General features: G+C 64.7%; 23 protein-coding genes and 1 tRNA gene. 4 read left to right on the top strand and 20 right to left on the bottom strand.

Annotated features, from left to right (window positions below; all coding sequences use genetic code 11):
• Position 1: 1 nt before the first annotated feature.
• The 13 genes from nuoF to AC3WRI_RS16435 form a co-directional block, all read right to left on the bottom strand.
• Positions 2-1,297, bottom strand: a complete 1,296-nt coding sequence (gene nuoF, locus AC3WRI_RS16495; RefSeq protein WP_010809127.1) for an NADH-quinone oxidoreductase subunit NuoF — start codon at positions 1,295-1,297, stop codon at positions 2-4.
• 1 nt (position 1,298) lies between these two features.
• A complete protein-coding gene (gene nuoE, locus AC3WRI_RS16490) occupies positions 1,299-1,796 on the bottom strand; it encodes an NADH-quinone oxidoreductase subunit NuoE (protein WP_010809128.1) in 498 nt (165 codons plus the stop codon).
• 186 nt (positions 1,797-1,982) lie between these two features.
• Positions 1,983-3,236: an NADH-quinone oxidoreductase subunit D gene (locus AC3WRI_RS16485; protein ID WP_010809129.1), complete on the bottom strand. Its 1,254-nt coding sequence runs from the start codon at positions 3,234-3,236 to the stop codon at positions 1,983-1,985.
• 9 nt (positions 3,237-3,245) lie between these two features.
• Positions 3,246-3,842 (bottom strand): NADH-quinone oxidoreductase subunit C, encoded by a 597-nt coding sequence (locus tag AC3WRI_RS16480; protein WP_010809130.1) that lies wholly within the window; start codon positions 3,840-3,842, stop codon positions 3,246-3,248.
• 1 nt (position 3,843) lies between these two features.
• Positions 3,844-4,326 (bottom strand): NuoB/complex I 20 kDa subunit family protein, encoded by a 483-nt coding sequence (locus AC3WRI_RS16475; RefSeq protein WP_008643342.1) that lies wholly within the window; start codon positions 4,324-4,326, stop codon positions 3,844-3,846.
• A 6-nt stretch (positions 4,327-4,332) separates the two neighbouring features.
• Complete coding sequence (locus AC3WRI_RS16470) at positions 4,333-4,692, bottom strand: NADH-quinone oxidoreductase subunit A (RefSeq protein ID WP_010809131.1); 360 nt, start codon at positions 4,690-4,692, stop codon at positions 4,333-4,335.
• 166 nt (positions 4,693-4,858) lie between these two features.
• A tRNA-Leu gene (locus AC3WRI_RS16465) sits at positions 4,859-4,943 on the bottom strand.
• Between the two features lie 187 nt (positions 4,944-5,130).
• Positions 5,131-5,505 (bottom strand): preprotein translocase subunit SecG, encoded by a 375-nt coding sequence (secG, locus tag AC3WRI_RS16460; RefSeq protein WP_439671473.1) that lies wholly within the window; start codon positions 5,503-5,505, stop codon positions 5,131-5,133.
• Between the two features lie 63 nt (positions 5,506-5,568).
• Positions 5,569-6,306, bottom strand: a complete 738-nt coding sequence (tpiA, locus tag AC3WRI_RS16455) for a triose-phosphate isomerase (RefSeq protein WP_011614855.1) — start codon at positions 6,304-6,306, stop codon at positions 5,569-5,571.
• Between the two features lie 114 nt (positions 6,307-6,420).
• Positions 6,421-7,425, bottom strand: coding sequence for an NAD(P)H-quinone oxidoreductase (locus AC3WRI_RS16450; protein WP_492293601.1), 1,005 nt, complete (start codon positions 7,423-7,425; stop codon positions 6,421-6,423).
• Positions 7,426-7,609: 184 nt separating this feature from the next.
• Positions 7,610-9,781 (bottom strand): polyribonucleotide nucleotidyltransferase, encoded by a 2,172-nt coding sequence (gene pnp, locus AC3WRI_RS16445; protein WP_011614853.1) that lies wholly within the window; start codon positions 9,779-9,781, stop codon positions 7,610-7,612.
• A gap of 450 nt (positions 9,782-10,231) precedes the next feature.
• Entirely contained in the window at positions 10,232-10,501 is a 270-nt protein-coding gene (gene rpsO, locus AC3WRI_RS16440; RefSeq protein WP_010809136.1) for a 30S ribosomal protein S15, read from the bottom strand.
• 164 nt (positions 10,502-10,665) lie between these two features.
• On the bottom strand, positions 10,666-11,922 hold the full coding sequence (locus AC3WRI_RS16435) for a branched-chain amino acid ABC transporter substrate-binding protein (protein ID WP_492293599.1): 1,257 nt from the start codon (positions 11,920-11,922) through the stop codon (positions 10,666-10,668).
• A gap of 203 nt (positions 11,923-12,125) precedes the next feature.
• On the opposite strand from AC3WRI_RS16435, the gene AC3WRI_RS16430 reads away from it, so the two are divergent.
• Positions 12,126-12,653: a hypothetical protein gene (locus AC3WRI_RS16430; protein WP_010809138.1), complete on the top strand. Its 528-nt coding sequence runs from the start codon at positions 12,126-12,128 to the stop codon at positions 12,651-12,653.
• 98 nt (positions 12,654-12,751) lie between these two features.
• Here AC3WRI_RS16430 and AC3WRI_RS16425 read toward each other — a convergent pair whose 3' ends face one another.
• The 7 genes from AC3WRI_RS16425 to AC3WRI_RS16395 form a co-directional block, all read right to left on the bottom strand.
• Positions 12,752-14,293 carry a 2-isopropylmalate synthase gene (locus tag AC3WRI_RS16425; protein ID WP_010809139.1) on the bottom strand — a complete coding sequence of 514 codons (1,542 nt, stop codon included), beginning with the start codon at positions 14,291-14,293 and terminating at the stop codon, positions 12,752-12,754.
• A 335-nt stretch (positions 14,294-14,628) separates the two neighbouring features.
• Positions 14,629-15,132 (bottom strand): peptidoglycan-binding protein LysM, encoded by a 504-nt coding sequence (gene lysM / locus AC3WRI_RS16420; protein WP_010809140.1) that lies wholly within the window; start codon positions 15,130-15,132, stop codon positions 14,629-14,631.
• A 124-nt stretch (positions 15,133-15,256) separates the two neighbouring features.
• Entirely contained in the window at positions 15,257-16,156 is a 900-nt protein-coding gene (gene pssA / locus AC3WRI_RS16415; RefSeq protein ID WP_010809141.1) for a CDP-diacylglycerol--serine O-phosphatidyltransferase, read from the bottom strand.
• 25 nt (positions 16,157-16,181) lie between these two features.
• A complete protein-coding gene (locus AC3WRI_RS16410; RefSeq protein ID WP_010809142.1) occupies positions 16,182-16,832 on the bottom strand; it encodes a phosphatidylserine decarboxylase in 651 nt (216 codons plus the stop codon).
• 246 nt (positions 16,833-17,078) lie between these two features.
• Positions 17,079-18,095 carry a ketol-acid reductoisomerase gene (gene ilvC / locus AC3WRI_RS16405; RefSeq protein ID WP_010809143.1) on the bottom strand — a complete coding sequence of 339 codons (1,017 nt, stop codon included), beginning with the start codon at positions 18,093-18,095 and terminating at the stop codon, positions 17,079-17,081.
• A gap of 123 nt (positions 18,096-18,218) precedes the next feature.
• Positions 18,219-18,710 (bottom strand): acetolactate synthase small subunit, encoded by a 492-nt coding sequence (ilvN, locus tag AC3WRI_RS16400; protein ID WP_010809144.1) that lies wholly within the window; start codon positions 18,708-18,710, stop codon positions 18,219-18,221.
• A complete protein-coding gene (locus AC3WRI_RS16395) occupies positions 18,710-20,473 on the bottom strand; it encodes an acetolactate synthase 3 catalytic subunit (protein ID WP_041687231.1) in 1,764 nt (587 codons plus the stop codon). The genes ilvN and AC3WRI_RS16395 overlap by 1 nt, the downstream gene beginning before the upstream one ends.
• On the opposite strand from AC3WRI_RS16395, the gene AC3WRI_RS16390 reads away from it, so the two are divergent.
• Genes AC3WRI_RS16390 through AC3WRI_RS16380 form a run of 3 tightly spaced genes read left to right on the top strand, consistent with a single transcriptional unit; the run spans position 20,466 to position 22,628 of the window.
• On the top strand, positions 20,466-21,419 hold the full coding sequence (locus AC3WRI_RS16390) for an RNA polymerase sigma factor (RefSeq protein ID WP_439668658.1): 954 nt from the start codon (positions 20,466-20,468) through the stop codon (positions 21,417-21,419). The two genes, AC3WRI_RS16395 and AC3WRI_RS16390, sit on opposite strands and share 8 nt — an antisense overlap.
• Positions 21,416-21,847 (top strand): DUF3619 family protein, encoded by a 432-nt coding sequence (locus tag AC3WRI_RS16385; RefSeq protein WP_011614851.1) that lies wholly within the window; start codon positions 21,416-21,418, stop codon positions 21,845-21,847. Before AC3WRI_RS16390 ends, AC3WRI_RS16385 begins: the two co-directional genes overlap by 4 nt.
• 1 nt (position 21,848) lies before the next feature.
• Positions 21,849-22,628 carry a DUF3106 domain-containing protein gene (locus AC3WRI_RS16380; RefSeq protein WP_492293597.1) on the top strand — a complete coding sequence of 260 codons (780 nt, stop codon included), beginning with the start codon at positions 21,849-21,851 and terminating at the stop codon, positions 22,626-22,628.
• The last annotated feature ends 149 nt before the right edge of the window (positions 22,629-22,777 follow it).

Below are 22,777 nucleotides of genomic sequence, written 5' to 3'. Positions count from 1 at the left end.
CTTAGATGTAGGCCGGAACCATGCACTGCTTGTGTTCGACGTGATATTCGAACTCTTTCCAGTAGTGCTTGAGCATGCCGCGGACCGGCATCGCCGCGGCATCGCCGAGCGCGCAGATGGTGCGGCCCATGATGTTTTCCGCGACGTTGTTGAGCAGGTCCAGGTCTTCCTGGCGCCCCTCTCCGTGTTCGATGCGATTGACCATGCGGTAGAGCCAGCCGGTGCCTTCACGGCACGGCGTGCACTGGCCGCACGATTCCTCAAAATAGAAGTACGACAGGCGCAGCAGCGAGCGGACCATGCAGCGCGTCTCGTCCATCACGATCACAGCGCCCGAGCCCAGCATCGAGCCGGCCTTGGCGATCGAGTCGTAGTCCATGTCGGACGCCATCATCAGGTCGCCCGGCACCACCGGCGCGGACGAACCGCCCGGGATCACCGCCTTGATGCGCTTGCCGCCGCGCATGCCGCCGGCGAGCTCCAGCAGCTTGGCGAACGGCGTTCCCAGCGGGATCTCGTAATTGCCGGGACGTTCGACGTCACCCGAGATCGAGAAGATCTTGGTGCCGCCGTTGTTCGGCTTGCCCAGCTTCAGGTAGTTCTCGGGGCCGACGGCCAGCAGGAACGGCACCGCGGCAAACGTTTCCGTGTTGTTGATGGTGGTCGGCTTGCCGTACAGGCCAAAGCTGGCCGGGAAAGGCGGCTTGAAACGCGGCTGGCCCTTCTTGCCTTCCAGCGATTCGAGCAGCGCGGTTTCCTCGCCGCAGATATAGGCGCCGTAGCCGTGGTGCGCGTGCAGCTGGAAATCGAAGCCCGAACCCAGGATGTTGTCGCCCAGGAAGCCGGCAGCGCGCGCCTCTTCGAGCGCTTCCTCGAAGATCTTGTACTCGTTCCAGATCTCGCCGTGGATATAGTTGTAGCCCACGGTGATGCCCATCGCATACGCGCCGATGGCCATGCCTTCGATCAGCGAGTGCGGGTTGTAGCGGATGATGTCGCGGTCCTTGAACGTGCCGGGCTCGCCTTCATCGGTGTTGCAGACCAGGTATTTCTGCCCCGGAAACGTGCGCGGCATGAAGCTCCACTTCAGGCCGGTCGGGAAGCCCGCACCGCCGCGGCCCCGCAGGCCCGAGGCCTTGACGTCGGCGATCACCTGCTCGGGCGGGATCTTCTCGGTCAGAATGCGCTTCAGTTGCTGGTAGCCGCCACGCTTGACGTAGTCTTCCAGGTGCCAATTCTTGCCGTCCAGGCCGGCCAGGATCAGCGGCTGGATATGGCGGTCGTGCAGACTGGTCATGTTACTTGCCCCCCTTGGCAGCTTCGGCTTTCAGCTCGTCGACGAGCGCGTCGAGCTTGTCGTCGCTCATGAAGCTGCACATGCGGGTGTTGTTGACGATCATCACCGGCGCGTCGCCGCAAGCGCCCATGCACTCGCCCTCTTTCAGGGTGAAGCAGCCGTCAGCGGTGGTCTCGTTGTAATCGATCCCGAGCTTGCGCTTCAGGTACTCGCCGGCCCGCTCGCCGCCCGACAGGGCGCACGGCAGGTTGGTGCAGACGGCGAGCTTGAATTTGCCCACCGGCTTGGTGTCATACATGTTGTAGAAGGTCGCCACCTCTTCCACCCACACGGGCGGCATCTCGAGATAGCTGGCGACGAACTGCATGACTTCGGGGGAAACCCAGCCCACCTCGCCCTGCGCCACGGCAAGCGCCGCCATCACGGCCGACTGCTTCTGGTCGGCCGGATACTTCGCGATCGCGCGATCGATTTCCTTGAGAGCTTCTGCTGATAGCATGGTCATTGCAGTAAAACGGCGTCAGGCAGCGCCACCGGGCGTTCCCTTCCGCAGGTTTGCAGCCGTCGCTGCCCGTTCCGCCGGCAGGCCTGAGGCCGTACCGGTCCGCCGCGGGTCTTCCGCCCGCTCCCCCTGGGGAGCGCCGCGGAAAGCGCCCGGATCGTCGTCCGGGCCGGCGGTCCGTGATTAGCGGTCGATCTCGCCGAAGACGATGTCTTGCGTGCCGATGATCGTTACCGCGTCAGCAATCATGTGTCCCTTGGCCATTTCGTCGAGCGCGGCCAGGTGAGGGAAACCAGGTGCACGGATCTTCAGGCGGTACGGCTTGTTGGCCCCGTCCGAGATCGCGTAGATGCCAAATTCGCCCTTCGGATGCTCCACCGCTGCATACGCTTCGCCTTCCGGCACGTGCATGCCTTCGGTGAACAGCTTGAAGTGGTGGATCAGTTCTTCCATGTTGGACTTCATGTCCACGCGCGAGGGCGGCGCCACCTTGTGGTTGTCGGTGATCACCGGGCCCGGGTTGCGGCGCAGCCATTCCACGCACTGCCTGATGATGCGGTTGGACTGGCGCATCTCTTCCACGCGCACCAGGTAGCGCGCGTAGCAGTCGCCGCCCACGCCCACCGGCACGTCGAAGTCCAGCTTGTCGTACACCTCGTACGGCTGCTTCTTGCGCAGGTCCCACTCGATGCCGGAGCCACGCAGCATCGGGCCGGTAAAGCCCATCTGCAGCGCACGTTCCGGGCTGACCACGCCGATATCCACCAGGCGCTGCTTCCAGATCCGGTTGTCGGTCAGCAGCGTCTCGTATTCGTCGACGTACTTCGGGAACCGGTTGGTGAAGTCCTCGATGAAGTCCAGCAGCGAGCCCGAACGCGCCTCGTTCATGGCCTTGATGGCGCGCTCGTTGTGTACCTTGGAGGCACGATATTGCGGCATCGTGTCAGGCAGGTCGCGGTAGACGCCGCCCGGACGGTAGTAGGCCGCGTGCATGCGCGCGCCCGACACCGCCTCGTACATGTCGAACATGTCCTCGCGCTCGCGGAAGGCGTACAGGAACACCGCCATCGCGCCCACGTCCAGCGCGTGCGAGCCGATCCACATCAGGTGGTTCAGCAGGCGGGTGATCTCGTCGAACATCACGCGGATGTACTGCGCGCGCACCGGCACTTCCAGGCCCAGCAGGCGCTCGATCGCCATCACGTAGGCGTGCTCGTTGACCATCATCGACACATAGTCGAGTCGGTCCATGTACGGCACGCTCTGGATCCAGGTCTTCTGCTCGGCCAGCTTCTCGGTGGCACGGTGCAGCAGGCCGATATGGGGGTCGGCGCGCTGGATGACTTCGCCGTCCAGCTCCAGCACCAGGCGCAGCACGCCGTGCGCAGCCGGGTGTTGCGGGCCGAAGTTCAGGGTGTAGTTCTTGATGTCTGCCATGGCGCGTTATCAGTGCAAGCCGCCGTAGTTGTCCTCGCGGATCACGCGCGGGGTGATTTCGCGCGGCTCGATCGTGACCGGCTGGTAGATGACCCGCTTCTGCTCCGGGTCGTAGCGCATCTCGACGAAGCCCGAGACCGGGAAATCCTTGCGGAACGGATGGCCGACGAAACCGTAGTCGGTCAGGATGCGGCGCAGGTCCGGATGGCCGTCGAACACGATGCCGTAGAAATCGAAGGCTTCACGCTCGAACCAGTTGACGCCGTTCCACACGTCGATCAGCGACGGCAGCACCGGGAAATCATCGTCCGGGGCGAACACGCGCACGCGCAGGCGCCAGTTGTGGGTGATCGACAGCAGCTGCGAAACCGCGGCAAAGCGCAGGCCGTCCCAGGCACCGTCGCCGTACTCGGAATAGTCCACGCCGCACAGGTCGATCAGCTGCTCGAAGCGCAGCGACGGATCGTCGCGCAGGATGCGGGCAACTTCGAGGTAGTCGTCGGCCTTGACGATCAGCGTCAGTTCGCCGGTCGCCTCGATCAGGTTCTGCACGCGCTTGCCGAGAGCTTTCTCGAGCGCGGCCTTCAGGATGTCAAGCTTCGCCATTTCAGCCCTTGCGCGCGATGGTGTTGGTGCGCTTGATCTTGTTCTGCAGCTGGATCACGCCGTAGATCAGCGCCTCGGCCGTCGGCGGGCAGCCCGGCACGTAGATATCCACCGGCACGATGCGGTCGCAGCCACGCACCACCGAGTACGAGTAGTGGTAGTAACCGCCGCCATTGGCGCACGATCCCATCGAGATCACCCAGCGCGGTTCTGCCATCTGGTCGTAGACCTTGCGCAGCGCGGGGGCCATCTTGTTGCACAGCGTGCCGGCCACGATCATCACGTCCGACTGGCGCGGCGACGGGCGGAAAATCACGCCGAAGCGGTCCATGTCGTAGCGCGCGGCGCCGGCATGCATCATTTCCACGGCACAGCAGGCCAGGCCGAAAGTCATCGGCCACAGCGACCCGGTGCGGGTCCAGTTGATCAGCTTGTCAGCGGTAGTCGTGACAAAGCCTTCGTTGAGAACGCCTTCGATTGCCATTTCACATCACTCCCAATCGAGCGCGCCCTTTTTCCAGATGTAGACGAAGCCCACGATGAATTCCAGCAGAAACACGCCCATGGCGATGAAACCCGGCCAGCCGATATCCCTCAGGGCGACACCCCACGGAAACAGGAAGGCGGTTTCGAGGTCGAACAGGATAAACAGGATGGCGATGAGGTAGTAGCGCACATCGAACTTCATGCGCGCGTCCTCGAACGCTTCGAAGCCGCACTCGTACGGCGACAGCTTCGCGGGATCGGGCTTGTTCGGACCGAGGATCCGACCGATCGACATCAGCGCCACGCCAAGCACGACACCGAAGATGATGAAGATGAGAACGGGGAAGTAGGCTTCGAGATTCAAGGTACGGCCAGCCTTATCTGGAATGTTGTCAACAGCACCAGCTGAAGCGGCGTCCTGTTGCCCACCCCAGGCGCTAAGCCATGAGCCTCATGGCGCGCCGCCTTGCGGACTGCCGGAGCCCCACGCTCGGGTGCATTGCCCGGCCAGGGACTCCGATCAAGTTGTTTGGTGCCGACGGCGAGACTCGAACTCGCACAGCTTTCGCCACTACCCCCTCAAGATAGCGTGTCTACCAATTTCACCACGTCGGCTGGGGGAGAAACAATATTGCCTGGCGCCGGGTTTTCAGGCCCTTCAGGTCCGTTGCAGAGGCTTTCGTCTTTGCTCGGAACCCATCGCTGGGGAATCGTTTCAAGCCTTGCATTCTAACCCAGATTTCTTGCTTTGTTCAACGCACAACTGCAAAAAAACTCAGGAATCCGCCGCAAGGCTTACGGATTATTTCGGTACAGCGGGAGCTGCCGGCGCCGATGCATCAGCGGCCGCTGCCGGGGCTGCAGCGGGAGCCGAAGCAGCTGCCACTGCGGGCGCCGAAGCCGGCGCCGCGCCCATCACGCCCAGCGATGCAGCCGGCTTGTAGTTGCCCAGCAGCGTCAGCGCCAGCGTGCAGACGAAGAACAGCGTGGCCAGCACGGCGGTGGTGCGCGACAGGAAGTTTGCCGAGCCGGTGGCACCGAACAGGCTGCCCGAGGCACCCGAACCGAATGCCGCGCCGACATCGGCGCCCTTGCCATGCTGGATCAGCACCAGGCCAATCACGCCCAGCGCCGACAACACCTGCAGCACCACCAACAAAGTCTTGAAGATTGCCATTTGATTTAGATAAGCCTTACTGGCTGGTTACTTGCCTGATCGGTCGATCGGAACGGCCGGCATTCAGGCGTTGCCGATCGCGAGAAAATCTGCCGACTTCAGCGAGGCGCCGCCAATCAGGCCCCCGTCGATATCGGTCATGGAAAACAGTTCGGCCGCATTGTCCGGCTTGACGCTGCCGCCGTACAGGATGGCCATGCGCTCGGCCACGCCCGCGTCGCGCGCGGCAACCTGGCCGCGCAAGAACGCGTGCACCGCCTGCGCCTGCTCGCTTGTGGCGGTCTTGCCGGTGCCGATCGCCCAGACCGGCTCATAGGCCAGCACCACGCGGCTCAGCTGCTCCACCGTCAGCGCGTCCAGCACGGCCTGCAGCTGCCTGCCGACCACCGCTTCGGTTTCGCCCGCCTCGCGCTGGGCCAGTGTTTCACCCACGCAGACTACCGGGACGATGCCGAATTCCAGCGCGCGCAGCGCCTTGGCCGCGACGGTCTGGTCGGTTTCGCCATGATAGGTGCGGCGCTCCGAGTGGCCGACCAGCACATAAGTGCAGCCAAACTCACCCACCATCGATGCCGAGACTTCACCGGTGAAGGCGCCGCGCGCCTCTGCCGACACATCTTGTGCACCCCAGGCCACTTGCGAGCCATTCAGCAACGCCTGGCATTGTGCAAGATAGGGGAACGGCGCGCAGACCGCCAGCGTCGCCTTGGCCGCGCCAGCCTTGATGCCCTCCAGCAGCGCCGCGTTTGCAGCCAGGCTGCCATGCATCTTCCAATTGCCGATGACGAGCTTTTGTCTCACGAAGTGCCCCTCCCAAATCAAACCCGCTATTGTAGCTTGTGGCGGGGGCACGGCGCTACCGCCGCCCGATGGCGGCGGGCGGCAGCATTGGCCACATGCAACGCTCGATGTGCCTTACCAGGTCAGCACGATCTTGCCGATATGCTCGCTCGACTCCATCAGGCGATGCGCATCGGCCGCCTGCGCGGCCGGGAACACCTCGTGGATCACCGGCTTGATCCTGCCGGCGGCCAGCAGCGGCCACACCTGCTCGTGCAGTGCCGCGGCGATCTTGCCCTTGAACGATGCCGGGCGCGGACGCAGCGTGGAGCCGGTCACGGTGATGCGCCGGCGCAGGATATCGCCCAACGGGATCTCGGCCTTGGCGCCACCCAGCAGCGCAATGATGACGATGCGGCCATCGTCGGCGATGACCTTCAGCTCGCGCGCCAGGTACGGGCCGGCAACCATGTCGAGGATCACATCGACACCGTTGCCGCCGGTCAGCGCCGACACCTCGGCGACGAAGTCCTGCGTCTTGTAGTTGATCGCGCGATCGGCGCCCAGGTCTTCGCAGGCCTTGCATTTCTCATCGGTGCCGGCGGTGACAAACACCTTGTAGCCCAGCGCCTTGGCGATCTGGATCGCGGTCGTGCCGATGCCGCTGGAGCCGCCCTGGATCAGCAGGGTCTCATCCTTGCCGCGCGGGCCCTGGCCCAGGCAGCCGCGGTCGAACACATTGCTCCAGACGGTGAAGAAGGTCTCGGGCAGCGCCGCGGCCTCGATATCGCTCAGGCCTTGCGGCGCGGGCAGGACCTGTGCCAGCGGCGCCGTGCACAGCTGTGCGTAGCCGCCGCCCTGCACCAGCGCGCAGACGCGGTCGCCCACCTTCAGGCCGAAGCGGTTGTCGGCATGCGACAGGTCGCCGCCCACCACCACGCCCGCCACTTCCAGGCCGGGCAGGTCCGAAGCGCCCGGCGGCACGGGGTAGTTGCCGGTGCGCTGGAATACGTCCGGACGGTTGACGCCGGCGGCAGCCACGCGGATCAGGACCTCGCCCGCCCCCGCAACCGGGTCGGGACGCTCGGTCAGCTGGAGGACTTCGGGGGCACCGTATTCGCGGATCTCGATGGCTTGCATGCTGCTCTGCTCCTTGTACTTGTCTTGGCGCGGGTCGACGATGCGTCGCGCCAGGGTCGGTGTGAGCCTTGGCTCGATAGGGTTGCCGGCAGTGTAAACAAAAAAACGGCTGGACATCGTCCAGCCGTTTTTTTGGCGGCACCACCTTGCGGCGGCACCTGCGGGCAATCCTGCCCCGCTGGCTTTACTGCTGTTCCGAGCCTTCGGCCGGAGCCGCCGGCGCGGCGGCTTCGCCGGCGTTGATCGGGCTGATGCTGCCGCCCTCTTCGGTCAGCGCGGCCTTCAGCGACAGGCGCAGGCGGCCCTTCTCGTCAGCCTGGATCAGCTTGACACGGACCTGCTGGCCTTCCTTCAGCCAGTCCTTGATGTCCTTGACACGCTCGTTGACGATTTCCGAGATGTGCAGCAGGCCATCCTTGCCCGGCAGGATGTTGACGATGGCGCCGAAGTCCAGCAGCTTCAGCACGGTACCGGCGTAAATCTTGCCCACTTCGGCTTCCGCGGTGATGCCCTCGATGCGGCGCTTGGCTTCGGCCATGCCGTCGGTCGAGGTCGACGCGATCGTGATCGTGCCGTCTTCCTGGATGTCGATGGTGGTACCGGTTTCCTTGGTCAGCGCCTGGATGGTCGAGCCGCCCTTGCCGATCACTTCGCGGATCTTGTCCGGATGGATCTTCATGGTGATCATGCGCGGAGCGTGCGCCGACAGTTCGGTGCGGGCGTGGCCCATCGCTTCCTGCATCTTGTGCAGGATGTGCAGGCGGCCTTCACGGGCCTGCGCCAGCGCGACCTGCATGATCTCCTTGGTGATGCCCTGGACCTTGATGTCCATCTGCAGCGCGGTGATGCCGTTGTCGGTACCCGCCACCTTGAAGTCCATGTCGCCCAGGTGATCTTCATCGCCCAGGATGTCGGTCAGCACGGCAAACTTGTTGCCTTCCAGGATCAGGCCCATGGCCACGCCGGCCACGTGTGCCTTGACCGGAACGCCGGCGTCCATCAGCGCCAGGCAGCCGCCGCAGACCGAAGCCATCGACGACGAGCCGTTGGATTCGGTGATTTCCGAAACCAGGCGGATGGTGTAGGCGAATTCATCGTCCTTCGGCAGCACCGGGATCAGTGCGCGCTTGGCCAGGCGGCCGTGGCCGATTTCACGGCGCTTCGGGCTGCCCACGCGGCCGGTTTCACCGGTGGCGAACGGGGGCATGTTGTAGTGGAGCATGAAGCGGTCGCGGTATTCGCCGGCCAGTGCGTCGATGATCTGCTCGTCGCTCTTGGTGCCGAGCGTGGCCACCACCAGCGCCTGCGTTTCACCACGGGTGAACAGCGCCGAGCCGTGCGCGCGCGGCAGCACCGACGAGCGGATCTCGATCGGGCGCACCGTGCGGGTGTCGCGGCCGTCGATACGCGGCTCGCCGGCCAGCACCTGGCCGCGCACGATCTTGGCTTCGAGGTCGAACATGATGTTGCCGACTTCCACCTTGTCGGCTTCCACGCCGGCGGCTGCCAGCGCGGCCGCCACGTTGGCGTTTACTTCCTTCAGCTTCTGGCTGCGGGCCGACTTCTGGCGCAGCTGGTAGGCTTCCTGCAGCAGCGGCAGCGCAACTTCGGTGACCTTGGCGATCAGCGGCTCGTTCTTGGCGGCGGGGGCCCAGTCCCACTCGGGCTTGCCGCCTTCGCGCACCAGCTCATGGATGGCGTTGATCGCGATCTGCATTTGCTCATGGCCATAGACCACGGCGCCCAGCATGACGTCTTCCGACAGCTGGTTGGCTTCCGATTCCACCATCAGCACGGCGCGCTCGGTACCGGCGACCACCAGGTCCAGGTCCGAGGTGGCGAGCTGCGAGCGGGTCGGGTTGAGCAGGTACTGGCCATCCTTGTAGCCCACGCGCGCGGCGCCAACCGGGCCGTTGAACGGGATGCCCGACACGGCCAGCGCGGCCGACGCGCCGATCAGCGCGGGAATGTCAGCGGGCACTTCCGGGTTCAGCGACACCACGTGGATCACCACCTGGACGTCGTTGTAGAAGCCTTCCGGGAACAGCGGGCGCAGCGGACGGTCGATCAGGCGCGAGGTCAGGGTCTCGTTTTCCGACGGACGGCCTTCACGCTTGAAGAAGCCGCCGGGGATCTTGCCGGCCGCGTAGGTCTTCTCGATGTAGTCGACGGTCAGCGGGAAGAAGTCCTGGCCCGGCTTCGGGTTCTTGGCGGCGACCACGGTCGCCAGCACCACGGTGTCTTCCACATCGACCAGCACGGCACCGCCGGCCTGGCGGGCGATTTCGCCGGTTTCCATGCGGACCGTGTGCTGGCCCCACTGGAATTCCTTGACGATCTTGTTGAACATGGACATGTGCATTCCTTGGCTTGCGTGCAGGCCGCGCAATCACGCAATAACACGCGCACGGCCTGCGACGCCTGCGTTCTCAGCCGCAGGCAAACTGCCGGGTCGCCGGTCGCAGTCGCAGGGAAGTGCTATGCCATTCCAGCACGGCACCGGCGTTGCCGATGCCGTGCTGGAATGACACAAAGCCCTGTTTCCTTGGCCGGTCCGGGGTATTGAAAACAAAAAAAGAACAACTTACTCCGTTGCGCAGCTTGCTGCAACGGGCGCCCGGTGAATCAGAATGTCCGCCGGGCGGCGTGAAGCGAAAATCACTCCATCAACTGCCTGCATCTCTGGGCAAGGCCGATTCACCCCGCCAGAAATGCAAAATGCCTGCCCCAGCATTGCTGAAGCAGGCATCGAGGCCTCACGCGAAACCGTGCAAACCCTGGAATCGCGCTGCCATCGGGCGCAACCTTACTTGCGCAGGCCCAGCTTTTCGATCAGGGCGCGGTAACGGTCGGCGTCGTTGGACTTGAGGTAGTCCAGCAGGCGGCGACGGCGGCTCACCATGCGCAGCAGACCGCGGCGGCTGTGGTGATCCTTCATGTTGGCCTTGAAGTGCGGGGTCAGTTCGTTGATGCGGGTGGTCAGCAGGGCCACTTGCACTTCGGGGCTGCCAGTGTCGTTGGCGCCACGTGCGAACTGCTTGATGACTTCGGACTTGTTGATATCGGCAACTGCCATGATGATTTCCTTTCACTTGCGAACGCTACAGCGCGGGATGCGCCGCATGCGTCGTGCCATGTCTTGACTGGCTACCGCCGCCACCGGGCCAACGGCCAGGCAACGACAGCCGCGGATTATAGCCGAAAAGCCGCGGCAGGAATACCGTGCGGGCGCGCTGGCGCTCAGGGGCGCTCCATCCGGCACGTGGTCGGCAGCGTGGTCTGCGCGGCCTTGAGCTTGCGCACGGTACGGAAGCCATAACCCGAGCCCTCGTTGTCGAAGCGCACTGCCCCGCCCTGGCGCTCCATCACCGACACGTACAGCGGCTGCAGCACCTGGTGGTCGTCGGCGCGCACGGTGGCCTCGTGGAACTGGTTGACGTAGCGCATGTTCTCGAGCGCGCCCGCCACCTTGACCGCATCGGTGGAACCGGCCTGCTCGATCGCGCGCGCCAGCATTTCCACCATCATCTGCATGCGCAGGTGGACGTAGTCGTCCTTCGGCTCCGGATAGCGCACGCGGAACTGCTGGTAGAACGCGTCCGACGCCACCCCGCCCACATTCGGGTGCCACTCGGCCACCGCCAGCACGCGGCCCACGCCAGCATCGCCCATCGCCGCGGGCGCGCCCAGGCCATTGCCATAGAAGGTGTAGAACTTGGCCTGCAGTCCGCCTTCGCGTGCGGCCTTGACCATCAGCGTCAGGTCGTTGCCCCAGTTGCCGGTGATGACCGCGTCCGCCCCGCTCGCCTTGATCTTGGCGATATAGGGCGCAAAGTCCTTGATCTTGCCGATCGGGTGGAACTCGTCGCCCACGATCTGGATATCCGGCCGGCGCGCCGCCAGCATCTCGCGAGCCGAGCGCGACACCTGGTGGCCGAAGCTGTAGTCCTGGTCGATCAGGTACACCTTGCGCACCGACTGGTCCTGGCGGATCACCTCGGTCAGCGCCTGCATGCGCATGTCGGCACTGGCGTCAAAGCGGAAATGCCAGAAGCTGCAGTTCTCGTTAGTCAGGCTGGGATCGACCGCCGAGTAGTTCAGGAACAGCACGCGCGCGTCGGGCTGGCGCGCATTGTGGCGGTTGATGGCCGACACCAGCGCGCCGGCCACGGCCGAGCTGTTGCCCTGCAGGACAAAGGGAATGCGCTTGTCGGTCAGGGCCCGCAACTGGATCAGGCTCTCGTCGACATTGCCCTTGCTGTCAAAGGTGACCAGCTCCATGGGCCGCGCACCCTCGGCGGTCTTCACGCCGCCGCGCGCATTGATGCGCTCGATCGCCAGGCGCAGGTTGCGCGTCACGGCTTCGCCCGCGTTGGCAAACGGGCCGGACAACCCGTCGATCATGCCCAGCCGGATCGGCTCTTGAGCCGACGCGCCCGCCGCTGCCGCCAGCAACAACCCGCCCAGCCATCCACGCCACCGTGCCGCAACCTTCATGTTCTCTCCCGGAAAGCGCAGGATAGTACGGCAGCGACCGGTTGCGGGCAAATGCCACCGGGCCCGATCATTGACTGCCGTTTCCGCGAGGAAAGCGCCAGGTTGCGGGAAGATCCACTGAAAAGCAGCGCCCGGTGCACACAAGCGCGGAGGCCGCACTACACTTGCGGTATTCACCATCCACGCATCGACCGAGGTTCGCCATGAATTCTGTCATCGCCAACGGCGCGCGCCGGCTCATGCTGGCGCTGGGCGCCGCCATGCTGTCTGCCTGCACCACGCTGATGCCGGTACCGGAAGGCACCAGGCTGGTGGGCCAGCCGCAGGCCGCAGTACAGGCTGCGTTCGGGCCGCCCACCGATGTGTTCCAGCTGCGCGACGGTACCTCGCGCTGGATCTACACCAAGCAGCCGCTGGGCCAGTACGCCTATGGTGCCGACTTCGACCGCAACGGCAACCTGACCCGCTTCAGCAATGTGCTGTCCACGCTGGAACTGTACAAGGCGCAGGTCGGCACCTGGACCAAGCAGGATGTGGCCGAGCATTTCGGCATGACGCGCCTGCCGGTCGAGTACTACCCGCTGATGCGGCGCGAGGTCTGGTCCTACCGCTTCCGCCATGAAGACGTGTGGCCGTCGCTGTACCACTTCTATTTCGACGACGCCGGCATCCTGCGCCAGACCCAGATCACGCCCGACCCGATGTACGACCCCGACGAGCGCCGCCGCTGAGCCATGAAAAAAGCCCGCCATCCCCGGGTCGGGAATGGCGGGCCTGGTCCGGACGCTCAGGCCGGGTAAGCCTTCCGCCGTCTACGCAGGGGCCTGGGTCAGATCTGCGGATTGATCTTTTGCACAGCCTTGTCGTGCAGCTTGTTCAGCGCGGCCAGGTAGGCCTTGGCCGAGGCGGCGACGATATCCGGGTCGGTGCCCACGCCGTTGACGATGCGGCCGGCCTTGGACAGGCGCACGGTGACTTCGCCCTGGGCCTCGGTGCCGCCGGTGATGGCATTCACCGAATAGAGCACCATCTCTGCGCCGCTGGACACGCGTGATTCAATCGCATGCAGGGTGGCGTCGACCGGACCGTTGCCCTCGCCCTCACCGCTCTGCTCCTGGCCGTCCATGCTGAACACCACGCGCGCATGCGGGCGCTCACCGGTCTCGGAGCGCTGCGACAGCGAGATAAAGCGGAAGTGCTCGTTGGCATCGTGCTGGGCCTCGTTCGAGACGATGGCGACGATGTCCTCGTCGAAGATCTCGGCCTTCTGGTCGGCCAATTCCTTGAAGCGGGTGAAGGCGGCGTTGACTTCGGTTTCGCTTTCAAGCTCGATGCCAAGCTCCTGCAGGCGCTGCTTGAAGGCATTGCGGCCCGACAGCTTGCCCAGCACGATCTTGTTGGCGCTCCAGCCCACATCCTCCGCACGCATGATCTCGTAGGTGTCGCGCGCCTTGAGCACGCCATCCTGGTGGATGCCCGAGGCATGCGCGAAGGCATTGGCACCCACGACGGCCTTGTTCGGCTGCACCACGAAACCGGTGATCTGCGACACCAGCTTCGAGGCCGGCACGATCTGCGTGGTATCCACGCCGATATCGAGGTCGAAATAGTCGCGGCGGGTCTTCACCGCCATCACCACTTCTTCCAGGCTGGTGTTGCCGGCGCGCTCGCCCAGGCCGTTGATGGTGCATTCGATCTGGCGCGCGCCCGCCATCTTGACGGCGGCCAGCGAGTTGGCCACGGCCATGCCCAGGTCGTTATGGCAGTGCACCGACCAGATCGCCTTGTCCGAGTTGGGAATGCGCTCGCGCACCGAGCGGATCAGCTCGGCGTAGCCTTCCGGCACGGCATAGCCCACGGTATCCGGCAGGTTGATGGTGGTCGCACCCTCGGCGATCACGCCTTCCAGCACGCGGCACAGGAAGTCCATGTCCGAGCGGCTGCCGTCTTCCGGCGAGAACTCGATATCGTCGGTGAACTGGCGCGCAAAGCGCACCGCCAGGCGGGCCTGCTGGTACACCTCGTCCGGCGTCATGCGCAGCTTCTTCTCCATGTGCAGCGCGGAGGTGGCGATGAAGGTGTGGATGCGGAACGAGTTGGCCGGCTTGAGCGCCTCGGCGGCGCGGGCAATGTCCTTGTCGTTGGCACGGGCCAGCGAGCAGATGGTCGAGTCCTTGACCACCTGCGCGATCGAGCGGATGGCCTCGAAGTCGCCGTTGGAGCTCGCCGCGAAACCGGCCTCGATCACATCGACCTTCAGGCGTTCCAGCTGGCGTGCGATGCGGATCTTTTCCTCGCGGGTCATCGAGGCGCCGGGCGACTGCTCGCCGTCACGCAAGGTGGTGTCGAAAATGATGAGTTTGTCAGACATTTTGTGGAGCTCCTGATTGCTTGTCGTGTGCTGTCCCCGGCATGCTGCGTCCGGGGCCTACCGCCTGTTCCGCGCTCCACGGCTGTGGAATGCAAAACGCCCCGGCGTGCATGGAGCAGGCCGGGGCGTTGGAAAAATTCCTTGCGGATTTCGCGCTAAGGGGTAAGTCCGTCCTTAGCGCGCGCGCGTCCCGACCTGATGGCCTAGTAGGCCACCTAGGGTGGTGCGGGCGATTAGAACTTGGCGCGAAATCATGCCAGCGACTATAGCCGAGTTGGCGCGCCCGTGCAATACAGGGTTTAGCCCATATTGCCCGGACCCGCCAGCGGCACGGATCAGCCCTTGGGCGGAATGCGCAGCTTCTGGCCCGGGTAGATCTTGTCCGGGTGGCTCAGCATCGGCTTGTTGGCCTCGAAGATCTTGTTGTACTCGGCACCGTTGCCGTAAGCAGCCTGGGAGATCGCCCACAGCGTGTCGCCCTTGACCACGGTATGCCAGCTCGATTCCGCGGATTCGACGTTGACGGACATCTTGTCCTCGACCTTGTCCACGCCCTCGACATTGCCGGCGCACAGGATGATCTTCTCGCGCGTGGCCTGGTCCGGTGCCACGCCGAAAACGGTGACCAGCCCCTGCGAGCCGTCCACCTGCACCATCAGCCCGGTGGCATCCAGGCCCATCTTCCTGATGTAGCCCTCGATCGCATCGCCCGCGGCGCGATTGGCGGCATCGACCTTCTCCGCCGACGCATCCGCCGCGGCGGCCTCTTGCGCGGCCTTGGCCTCGCCCGTGCCGAACAGCTTTTCTCCCGCTTCCTTGATGAAGTCGAACATGCCCATGACATCCTCCTGACGGTGACTGGAAAACACTGCAGAGTGCCACGCCTTGATGGCCGCGGCATGAAAACAATTGTGAATCCGGAAATGCATGAAGGGCGCCTGAGCGCCCTTCTGCCTGAAACGTCTAAGAAGCCTTGCCGCCGTTCTCGCGCTGCTTCTTCTCGATGGCCGGCTTGCCGTGCATCGCCCGCCAGGCCCATAGCACATAGCCCGAGATCGCATAGGCCACGAACAGGCCGAACAGCGCCACCGGCGGATCGGTGGACACCACCACGAACAGCACCAGGACCAGCACCATCATGCCGAACGGCACGCGGTAGCGAACGTCAAGCGCCTTGCCGCTGTAGAACGGCGCGTTGGACACCATCGACAGGCCGGCGTACAGCGTGATGCCGAACGCCACCCACGGCATCCACAGCTCCTTGACCGGCAGCTTGTTGTCGATCACCAGCCAGACGAAGCCCGCGACCAGCGCGGCGGCGGCCGGGCTGGGCAGGCCCTGGAAGAAGCGCTTGTCTACCACGCCGATGTTGGCGTTGAAGCGCGCCAGGCGCAGCGCAGCGCAGGTGCAGTAGACAAAGGCTGCGATCCACCCCCACTTGCCCAGGTCATGCAGGATCCACTCATACATCACCAGCGCCGGCGCAACCCCGAAAGAGGTCATGTCCGACAGCGAGTCATACTGCTCGCCAAACGCACTCTGCGTATTGGTGATGCGCGCCACGCGCCCGTCCATGCCGTCCAGCACCATCGCCGCGAAGATGGCGATGGCCGCCGCATCGAAGCGCATGTTCATGGCCTGGACGATGGCGAAGAAACCCGCGAACAGCGCCGCAGTGGTGAACGCGTTGGGCAGCAGGTAGATGCCGCGCCGGCGCGGACGCTGGTAGACGATGTCGTGGTCGTCGGCGGCTTCGTCATCGAAGTTGTCGTCGGCGCCGCGCAGCTGGTTATGGCGGAACGGCCGCAGGTGGGTCACGTTGCCGCTGCTGCTGCGCTTGTTACGTCGATGGAAGGCAACCATCACTGTCCTCCGGTCAGGCTGTCTCTCACTTCACGTCGAGTTCGGCGAGGATGGTCGACGAGGCCGATACCTTCTCGCCGATGGTCACGCGCGGACGCGCATCGAGCGGCAGGTAGACGTCCACGCGCGAGCCGAAGCGGATAAAGCCGTAGCGCTGGCCGCGCGAGAGGTTGTCGCCCACCTTGGTGTAGCACAGGATGCGGCGAGCCACCAGGCCGGCCACCTGCACCAGCGTCACCAGCTGGCCGTCCGCAGCGCGCCGGATCAGCACGGCATTGCGCTCGTTCTCGACCGAGGCCTTGTCCATGTCGGCGTTGACGAACTTGCCGGGGAAATATTCGACCTTCTCGACCGCGCCATCGACCGAGACCCGGTTCGAGTGCACGTTGAAGACGTTCATGAAGACGCTGATCTTCAGCGCCTCGCGGCCGGCGTACGGGTCCTGGGTCTTTTCGACCACGACGATGCGGCCGTCCGCGGGGGCCAGCACCGCGTTGGGCTGCGACGGGATCGGGCGCGGCGGATCGCGGAAGAACTGGAGCACGAATACCGTGATGATCCACAACGGCAACGCCCACCAGAAGCCCGCGCTGGCGTGCACCAGCAGCGAGATGACAAAGGCGCCGGCCAGGAACGGCCAGCCTTCACGGGCGATCAGCGGATGAGGATAGTTCATGCAGTACAGGTGTCGGTGGATACAAGACCATGGCAAGGCGGCGCGGCGGCGGCAATAGCCGCCATCGGGCGGCGCCCCCGTGGTCGCGGAGCAGGATAATGCACGCCTTGCCCAAAGTCTGACAAGCATAACAAAAAGCCGTTCAGGTCCCGCGACTCCCCTCTGATAATAGAAGGGCGTGGCACGGAACGCTGAACGGCTTCGGCCCGCCGCCGTGCGGCGCGGGCCATCAGTCAGCGATGCAGCTTAGTTCTTCGACTGGTCGACCATCTTGTTCTTGGCGATCCACGGCATCATCGCGCGCAGCTTGGCACCCACTTCCTCGATCTGGTGCTCGGCCGTCAGGCGGCGGCGCGAGATCAGCGTCGGGGCGCCGGCCTTGTTCTCCAGCAGGAAGCTCTTGGCGTACTCGCCGGTCTGGATGTCGGTCAGGCACTGCTTCATCGCCTTCTTGGTCTCTTCGGTCACCACGCGCGGGCCGGTGACGTACTCACCATATTCCGCGTTGTTGGAGATCGAATAGTTCATGTTGGCGATGCCGCCTTCGTAGATCAGGTCGACGATCAGCTTCAGTTCGTGCAGGCACTCGAAGTAGGCCATTTCCGGCGCGTAGCCGGCTTCCACCAGGGTTTCGAAGCCAGCCTTGATCAGCTCGACGGTACCGCCGCACAGCACGGCCTGCTCGCCGAACAGGTCGGTTTCGGTTTCTTCGCGGAAGTTGGTCTCGATGATGCCGGCACGGCCGCCGCCGTTGGCGGTGGCGTACGACAGCGCGATGTCACGGGCGGCGCCGGACTTGTTCTGGTGCACGGCGATCAGGTGCGGCACGCCGCCACCTTGCGTGTACGTCGCGCGCACGGTGTGGCCCGGGGCCTTCGGCGCGATCATGATCACGTCCAGGTCGGCGCGCGGGATCACGGCACCGTAGTGCACGTTGAAGCCGTGGGCGAAGGCCAGCGCCGCGCCTTCCTTGATGTTGTCGTGCACTTCGTTCTTGTACACGTCGGCGATCTGCTCGTCCGGCAGCAGGATCATGACCACGTCGGCACCCTTGACGGCCTCGGCCACTTCCTTCACTTGCAGGCCGGCGTTGGCAGCCTTGTTCCACGACGCGCCGCTCTTGCGCAGGCCGACCGTCACATTGACGCCCGAATCCTTCAGGTTCAGCGCGTGGGCATGGCCCTGCGAGCCATAGCCGATGATGGTGACGTTCTTGCCCTTGATCAGGGAGAGGTCGGCGTCCTTGTCGTAAAACACTTTCATGATGATTCCTTCAATCTCTGTCTTTTGTATGAGGGGGGCGGCATCCTCGGACGCATCGTGTGCGTCCGGATCGCGCCGCCCCGGGGATGCTGCGTGAAGCCGTATGGGTGAGCCGGGGCCCGGTCAGACCTTCAGGATGCGCTCGCCGCGGCCGATGCCCGAGCCGCCGGTACGGACGGTCTCGAGGATGGCGGTGCGGTCGATGGCGTCCAGGAACGCATCGAGCTTGACGCCGTTGCCGGTCAGCTCGATGGTGTAGGTCTTCTCGGTGACATCGATGATGCGGCCGCGGAAGATGTCGGCGGTGCGCTTCATTTCCTCGCGCTCCTTGCCCACCGCGCGCACCTTGACGAGCATCAGCTCGCGTTCGATGTGCGCGCCTTCGGTCAGGTCGACCACCTTGACCACTTCCACCAGGCGGTTCAGGTGCTTGGTGATCTGCTCGATCACGTCATCCGAGCCGGAGGTGACAATGGTCATGCGCGACAGCGAGGCATCCTCGGTGGGTGCCACGGTCAGCGTCTCGATGTTATAGCCGCGGGCCGAGAACAGGCCCACCACGCGCGACAGCGCGCCCGGTTCGTTTTCCAGCAGGACCGAAATGATGTGACGCATTACAGGTCCTCCGCGCCGAGCAGCATTTCGGAAATGCCCTTGCCCGCCTGGACCATCGGCCAGACGTTTTCGGTGGGATCGGTCTGGAAGTCCAGGAACACGGTACGGTCCTTCAGGCGAAACGCCTCGCGCAGCGCCGGCTCGACGTCCGACGTCTTCTCGACGCGCATGCCGACGTGCCCGTAGGCCTCGGCCAGCTTGACGAAATCGGGCAGCGCGTCCATGTAGGAGTGCGAGTAGCGGTTGTCGTACTCGATCTCCTGCCACTGGCGCACCATGCCCAGGTAGCCATTGTTGAGCGAGCAGATCTTCACCGGGGTGTCGTACTGCAGGCAGGTCGACAGTTCCTGGATGCACATCTGGATCGAGCCTTCACCGGTGATGGTGACGACTTCCTTCTCCGGGAACGCCTTCTTGATGCCCATTGCGTACGGCAGGCCCACGCCCATCGTGCCCAGGCCGCCGGAATTGATCCAGCGGCGCGGCTCGTCGAACTTGTAGAACTGCGCGGCCCACATCTGGTGCTGGCCGACGTCGGAGCAGATAAAGGCGTCGCCCTTGGTCAGTTCCCAGATCTTTTCCACCACGTACTGCGGCTTGATGATCTCGGAGCTGCGGTCGTACTTCAGGCAGTCCACCGAACGCCATTGCTCGATCTGCTCCCACCATTTGGCGAGCGCTTCGCGCTTGGGCTTGATATCGCTGGCCTTGATCTGGGCGATCAGTTCCTGCAGCACGTCCTTGACGTTGCCGACGATGGGGATGTCGACCTTGACGCGCTTGGAGATCGACGACGGATCGATGTCGATATGGATGATCTTGCGCGCCTGCGAGGTGAAGTGCGCCGGGTTGCCGATCACGCGGTCGTCGAAGCGGGCACCGATGGCGATCAGCACGTCGCAGTTCTGCATGGCCATGTTGGCTTCATACGTGCCGTGCATGCCGAGCATGCCGACGAACTGCTTGCTGGTGCCGGGGAACGCGCCCAGGCCCATCAGCGTGTTGGTCACCGGGTGGCCGGTCAGCGCCGCCAGCTGGCGCAGCTCGTCGCTGGCATTGGCCAGCACCACGCCGCCGCCGGTGTAGATATACGGACGCTCGGCGCCTTGCAGCAGGGCCACGGCCTTGCGGATCTGGCCCGAGTGGCCCTTGTTCACCGGGTTGTACGAGCGCATGTCGATCGACTTGGGGTACTCGTACTTGCAGGCATTGCGCGAGACATCCTTGGGGATGTCCACCACCACCGGGCCCGGACGGCCGGTCGCGGCAATGAAGAACGCCTTCTTGATGGTCGCGGCGAGGTCGCGCACGTCCTTCACCAAGAAGTTGTGCTTGACGATCGGGCGGGTAATGCCGACCGTGTCGCACTCCTGGAAGGCGTCCTGGCCAATGGCGTGGGTCGGCACGTTGCCAGTGATCACCACCATCGGGATCGAGTCGAGGTACGCGGTGGCAATACCGGTGACGGCATTGGTCACGCCGGGACCGGAGGTCACCAGCGCCACGCCCACCTTGCCGGTTGCCCGTGCATAGCCGTCTGCGGCATGAACCGCGGCCTGCTCGTGGCGCACCAGGATGTGCTCGAACTTGGTTTGCTTGTGGAGCTCGTCGTAGATATACAGCACTGCGCCGCCGGGGTAGCCCCAGACGTACTCGACGCCTTCTTCGGCAAGTGCGTGAACGAGAATTTCCGCCCCGATCATTTCGGGTGCGGCAGATGAATTGCTGTCTGCGTGGGAGAATTCCGCGCTGGGCATGTTCATTTCAGTCCTTTGCAATTTTCGGCAAAAAATTGTTTGGATGCTCTCTGCCGGGCTTGTGGCTCGGGTTCAAGCGGTGCGCGTCTGCATGGAAGACCGCCTCATAAGCGGCCGGATGAGACAACCACTGATGTCGTGTGAACCGACGATGATACTGCAATGCACCAGCGCGGTCTACGGTTGTTTTTGCCCTGCGCATGAGGGATTTTCCGGAGTTGCGGCGGATTTTTTGCGCGCCGCAATGTATTTGCAGCAATACAAAGTGGTACAGGGGGTCGTTTTTTTGCTAGCATCGCAGCACCTCGAATGTGCCACGGGCCGTACGCAGCACATTCACCAGAACCGGGCATTTGTCCCGCAGCAACGAGCCGCAACCGCCCGAATGGCCACCGACCAGGAACTGTCCGATTTTCTTGCCAGCGTCGAGCGCCGCGCCTTCAAGCAGGCCGTATTTGCGGTCCGCGACGACGACGCCGCGCTGGACATTGTCCAGGACGCCATGATCAAGCTGGCCGAGAAGTACGGCGACAAAGGCGCCGCCGAGCTGGCGCCGCTGTTCCAGCGCATCCTGCAGAACACCATCCACGACTGGTTCCGCCGCCAGAAGGTGCGCAACACCTGGGTCTCGCTGTTTTCCAGTCTGCGCGACGACCGCGACGGCGACGACAATGACCTGCTTGAGACGCTGGAGGCACAGGCCGGCTCCGAATCGGCCGAAAGCAGCGCCGACAAGGTCGAGCGCGCCCAGGTCATGCACATCATCGAGCAGGAAATCCAGCGCCTGCCGACGCGTCAACGCGAGGCATTCCTGATGCGTTACTGGGAAGATATGGACGTCGCTGAAACCGCCGCCGTAATGGGGTGCTCCGAAGGCAGCGTCAAGACGCACTGTTCCCGTGCCACGCATACACTTGCGCAGGCCCTGCGCGCACGGGGGGTCCGACTATGAGCAGAAACGAAAAAGAAATCCGCGAACGCCGGTTTGCCCAAGAGATTCGGGCGGCACTCGATGCCGGCACCGACGACCTGCCGGCCGACATCACCGAAAGGCTCGCCGCTGCGCGCCGGATGGCGGTCGCCCGCAAGAAGGCCGAGGCGCCCGTGCTGGTCCCGCAACTGGCCATGCCCGGCGCGCACGTCCCGCTGTTTGATGAAGACAGCTCCCCGCTGTACCGCGCCGGCGCCTGGCTGCGCCGCCTTGGCCTGATCTGGACGCTGGTGGCGCTGGCCGCCGGCCTGATCGGCATCTATCACTGGCAGGAGCAGAAGCGCATCGAGGAACTGGCCGATATCGACGCCGCCATGCTGCTCGACGACCTGCCGCCCACGGCCTACGCCGACGAGGGCTTCCACGTATTCCTGAAGCGCGGGCAATAGCATGGCGCGCGCAATATTCCACCCCGACGCCTTGCGCCGCCGGCTGGCCGCGCTGCTGGCCGGTGCCGGCGCAGCCGCCTGCTGGGGCCTGCTGCCGCCCGCGGCGCATGCCCAGGGGGCTTCGGCGGTGACAGCGCCTGCGGCCGCGCAGGCAACCAATGCCCGGCCGGCCTGGGCCGATCTGAGCCCGGTCAACCAGCGCATCCTGGCCCCGCTGCAGCCGCTGTGGGACAGCCTGCCGGAACTGAACCGCCACAAGTGGCTGCGCATCGCCGAGCGCTACCCCAAGTTCTCCCCGGCCGAGCAGGCCCGGCTGCAGGCGCGCATGGCGGAATGGGTCAAGATGACCCCGCAGCAACGCCGGCTGGCGCGCGAGAACTACCAGATCACCCGCTCGCTGCCCGCCGAGAAAAAGGCCGAGGCCTGGGACAAGTACCAGCAGCTGCCTGAAGAGCAGAAAAAGAAGCTGGCCGCCACCGACCACGTGCCGCGCCGCCCCGGCGCTGTCAGCGCGCTGCCCAGCGGCAAGCGCCTGCCCAGCGAAACCAGCCGCCAGTTCCACCGCGAGCCGAAAACGGCCAGCGCCGCAGCGGGTCGCAGTGGCCACGCTGCCGGCAAGCCCGCCAGCGAAGCCCAGGCGCAACCGGCCTCCGCGCCCGCGGCCGTGACCGCCGCCTCGGCGCCGGCCGCCTCGGCACCGGCAGCGCTCGCCGCACCGGCATCCGCAGCCGAGGTCGCCACCGAAGCGGCCGCGGCTTCCGACGCCACCGTGCGCCAGTAATCCCCACGTCATTTGGCATAATGGCCGTCTCACGCCGGCCAGCGCAGCAAGGCCGGCCCCGACTGACCCGCGCCGGCACCGCCATGCCCCCGTGCGCCAGCCCAGCCTTCTTCGCCTTCCATGCCCGCTGCCACCCTCGATCCCAAGCC

The sequence above is a fragment of the Cupriavidus sp. FW305-27 genome (assembly GCF_058787995.1).
Note: the sequence above shows the minus strand (reverse complement) of the source record. Positions and strands in the feature narration are given on the sequence as shown.

Coding starts and splice junctions, on each gene's coding strand:
- pnp (WP_011614853.1), bottom strand. CDS start 9,781: ATGTCCATGTTCAACAAGATCGTCAAGGAATTCCAGTGGGGCCAGCAC.
- rpsO (WP_010809136.1), bottom strand. CDS start 10,501: ATGGCAGTTGCCGATATCAACAAGTCCGAAGTCATCAAGCAGTTCGCA.
- AC3WRI_RS16385 (WP_011614851.1), top strand. CDS start 21,416: ATGAGCAGAAACGAAAAAGAAATCCGCGAACGCCGGTTTGCCCAAGAG.
- AC3WRI_RS16485 (WP_010809129.1), bottom strand. CDS start 3,236: ATGGCAGACATCAAGAACTACACCCTGAACTTCGGCCCGCAACACCCG.
- AC3WRI_RS16395 (WP_041687231.1), bottom strand. CDS start 20,473: ATGAACATGCCCAGCGCGGAATTCTCCCACGCAGACAGCAATTCATCT.
- secG (WP_439671473.1), bottom strand. CDS start 5,505: ATGGCAATCTTCAAGACTTTGTTGGTGGTGCTGCAGGTGTTGTCGGCG.
- pssA (WP_010809141.1), bottom strand. CDS start 16,156: ATGGTTGCCTTCCATCGACGTAACAAGCGCAGCAGCAGCGGCAACGTG.
- AC3WRI_RS16475 (WP_008643342.1), bottom strand. CDS start 4,326: ATGGCAATCGAAGGCGTTCTCAACGAAGGCTTTGTCACGACTACCGCT.
- AC3WRI_RS16390 (WP_439668658.1), top strand. CDS start 20,466: ATGTTCATTTCAGTCCTTTGCAATTTTCGGCAAAAAATTGTTTGGATG.
- lysM (WP_010809140.1), bottom strand. CDS start 15,132: ATGGGCATGTTCGACTTCATCAAGGAAGCGGGAGAAAAGCTGTTCGGC.
- AC3WRI_RS16430 (WP_010809138.1), top strand. CDS start 12,126: ATGAATTCTGTCATCGCCAACGGCGCGCGCCGGCTCATGCTGGCGCTG.
- AC3WRI_RS16410 (WP_010809142.1), bottom strand. CDS start 16,832: ATGAACTATCCTCATCCGCTGATCGCCCGTGAAGGCTGGCCGTTCCTG.
- nuoE (WP_010809128.1), bottom strand. CDS start 1,796: ATGCTATCAGCAGAAGCTCTCAAGGAAATCGATCGCGCGATCGCGAAG.
- AC3WRI_RS16425 (WP_010809139.1), bottom strand. CDS start 14,293: ATGTCTGACAAACTCATCATTTTCGACACCACCTTGCGTGACGGCGAG.
- AC3WRI_RS16480 (WP_010809130.1), bottom strand. CDS start 3,842: ATGGCGAAGCTTGACATCCTGAAGGCCGCGCTCGAGAAAGCTCTCGGC.
- AC3WRI_RS16380 (WP_492293597.1), top strand. CDS start 21,849: ATGGCGCGCGCAATATTCCACCCCGACGCCTTGCGCCGCCGGCTGGCC.
- ilvN (WP_010809144.1), bottom strand. CDS start 18,710: ATGCGTCACATCATTTCGGTCCTGCTGGAAAACGAACCGGGCGCGCTG.
- nuoF (WP_010809127.1), bottom strand. CDS start 1,297: ATGACCAGTCTGCACGACCGCCATATCCAGCCGCTGATCCTGGCCGGC.
- AC3WRI_RS16450 (WP_492293601.1), bottom strand. CDS start 7,425: ATGCAAGCCATCGAGATCCGCGAATACGGTGCCCCCGAAGTCCTCCAG.
- AC3WRI_RS16435 (WP_492293599.1), bottom strand. CDS start 11,922: ATGAAGGTTGCGGCACGGTGGCGTGGATGGCTGGGCGGGTTGTTGCTG.
- ilvC (WP_010809143.1), bottom strand. CDS start 18,095: ATGAAAGTGTTTTACGACAAGGACGCCGACCTCTCCCTGATCAAGGGC.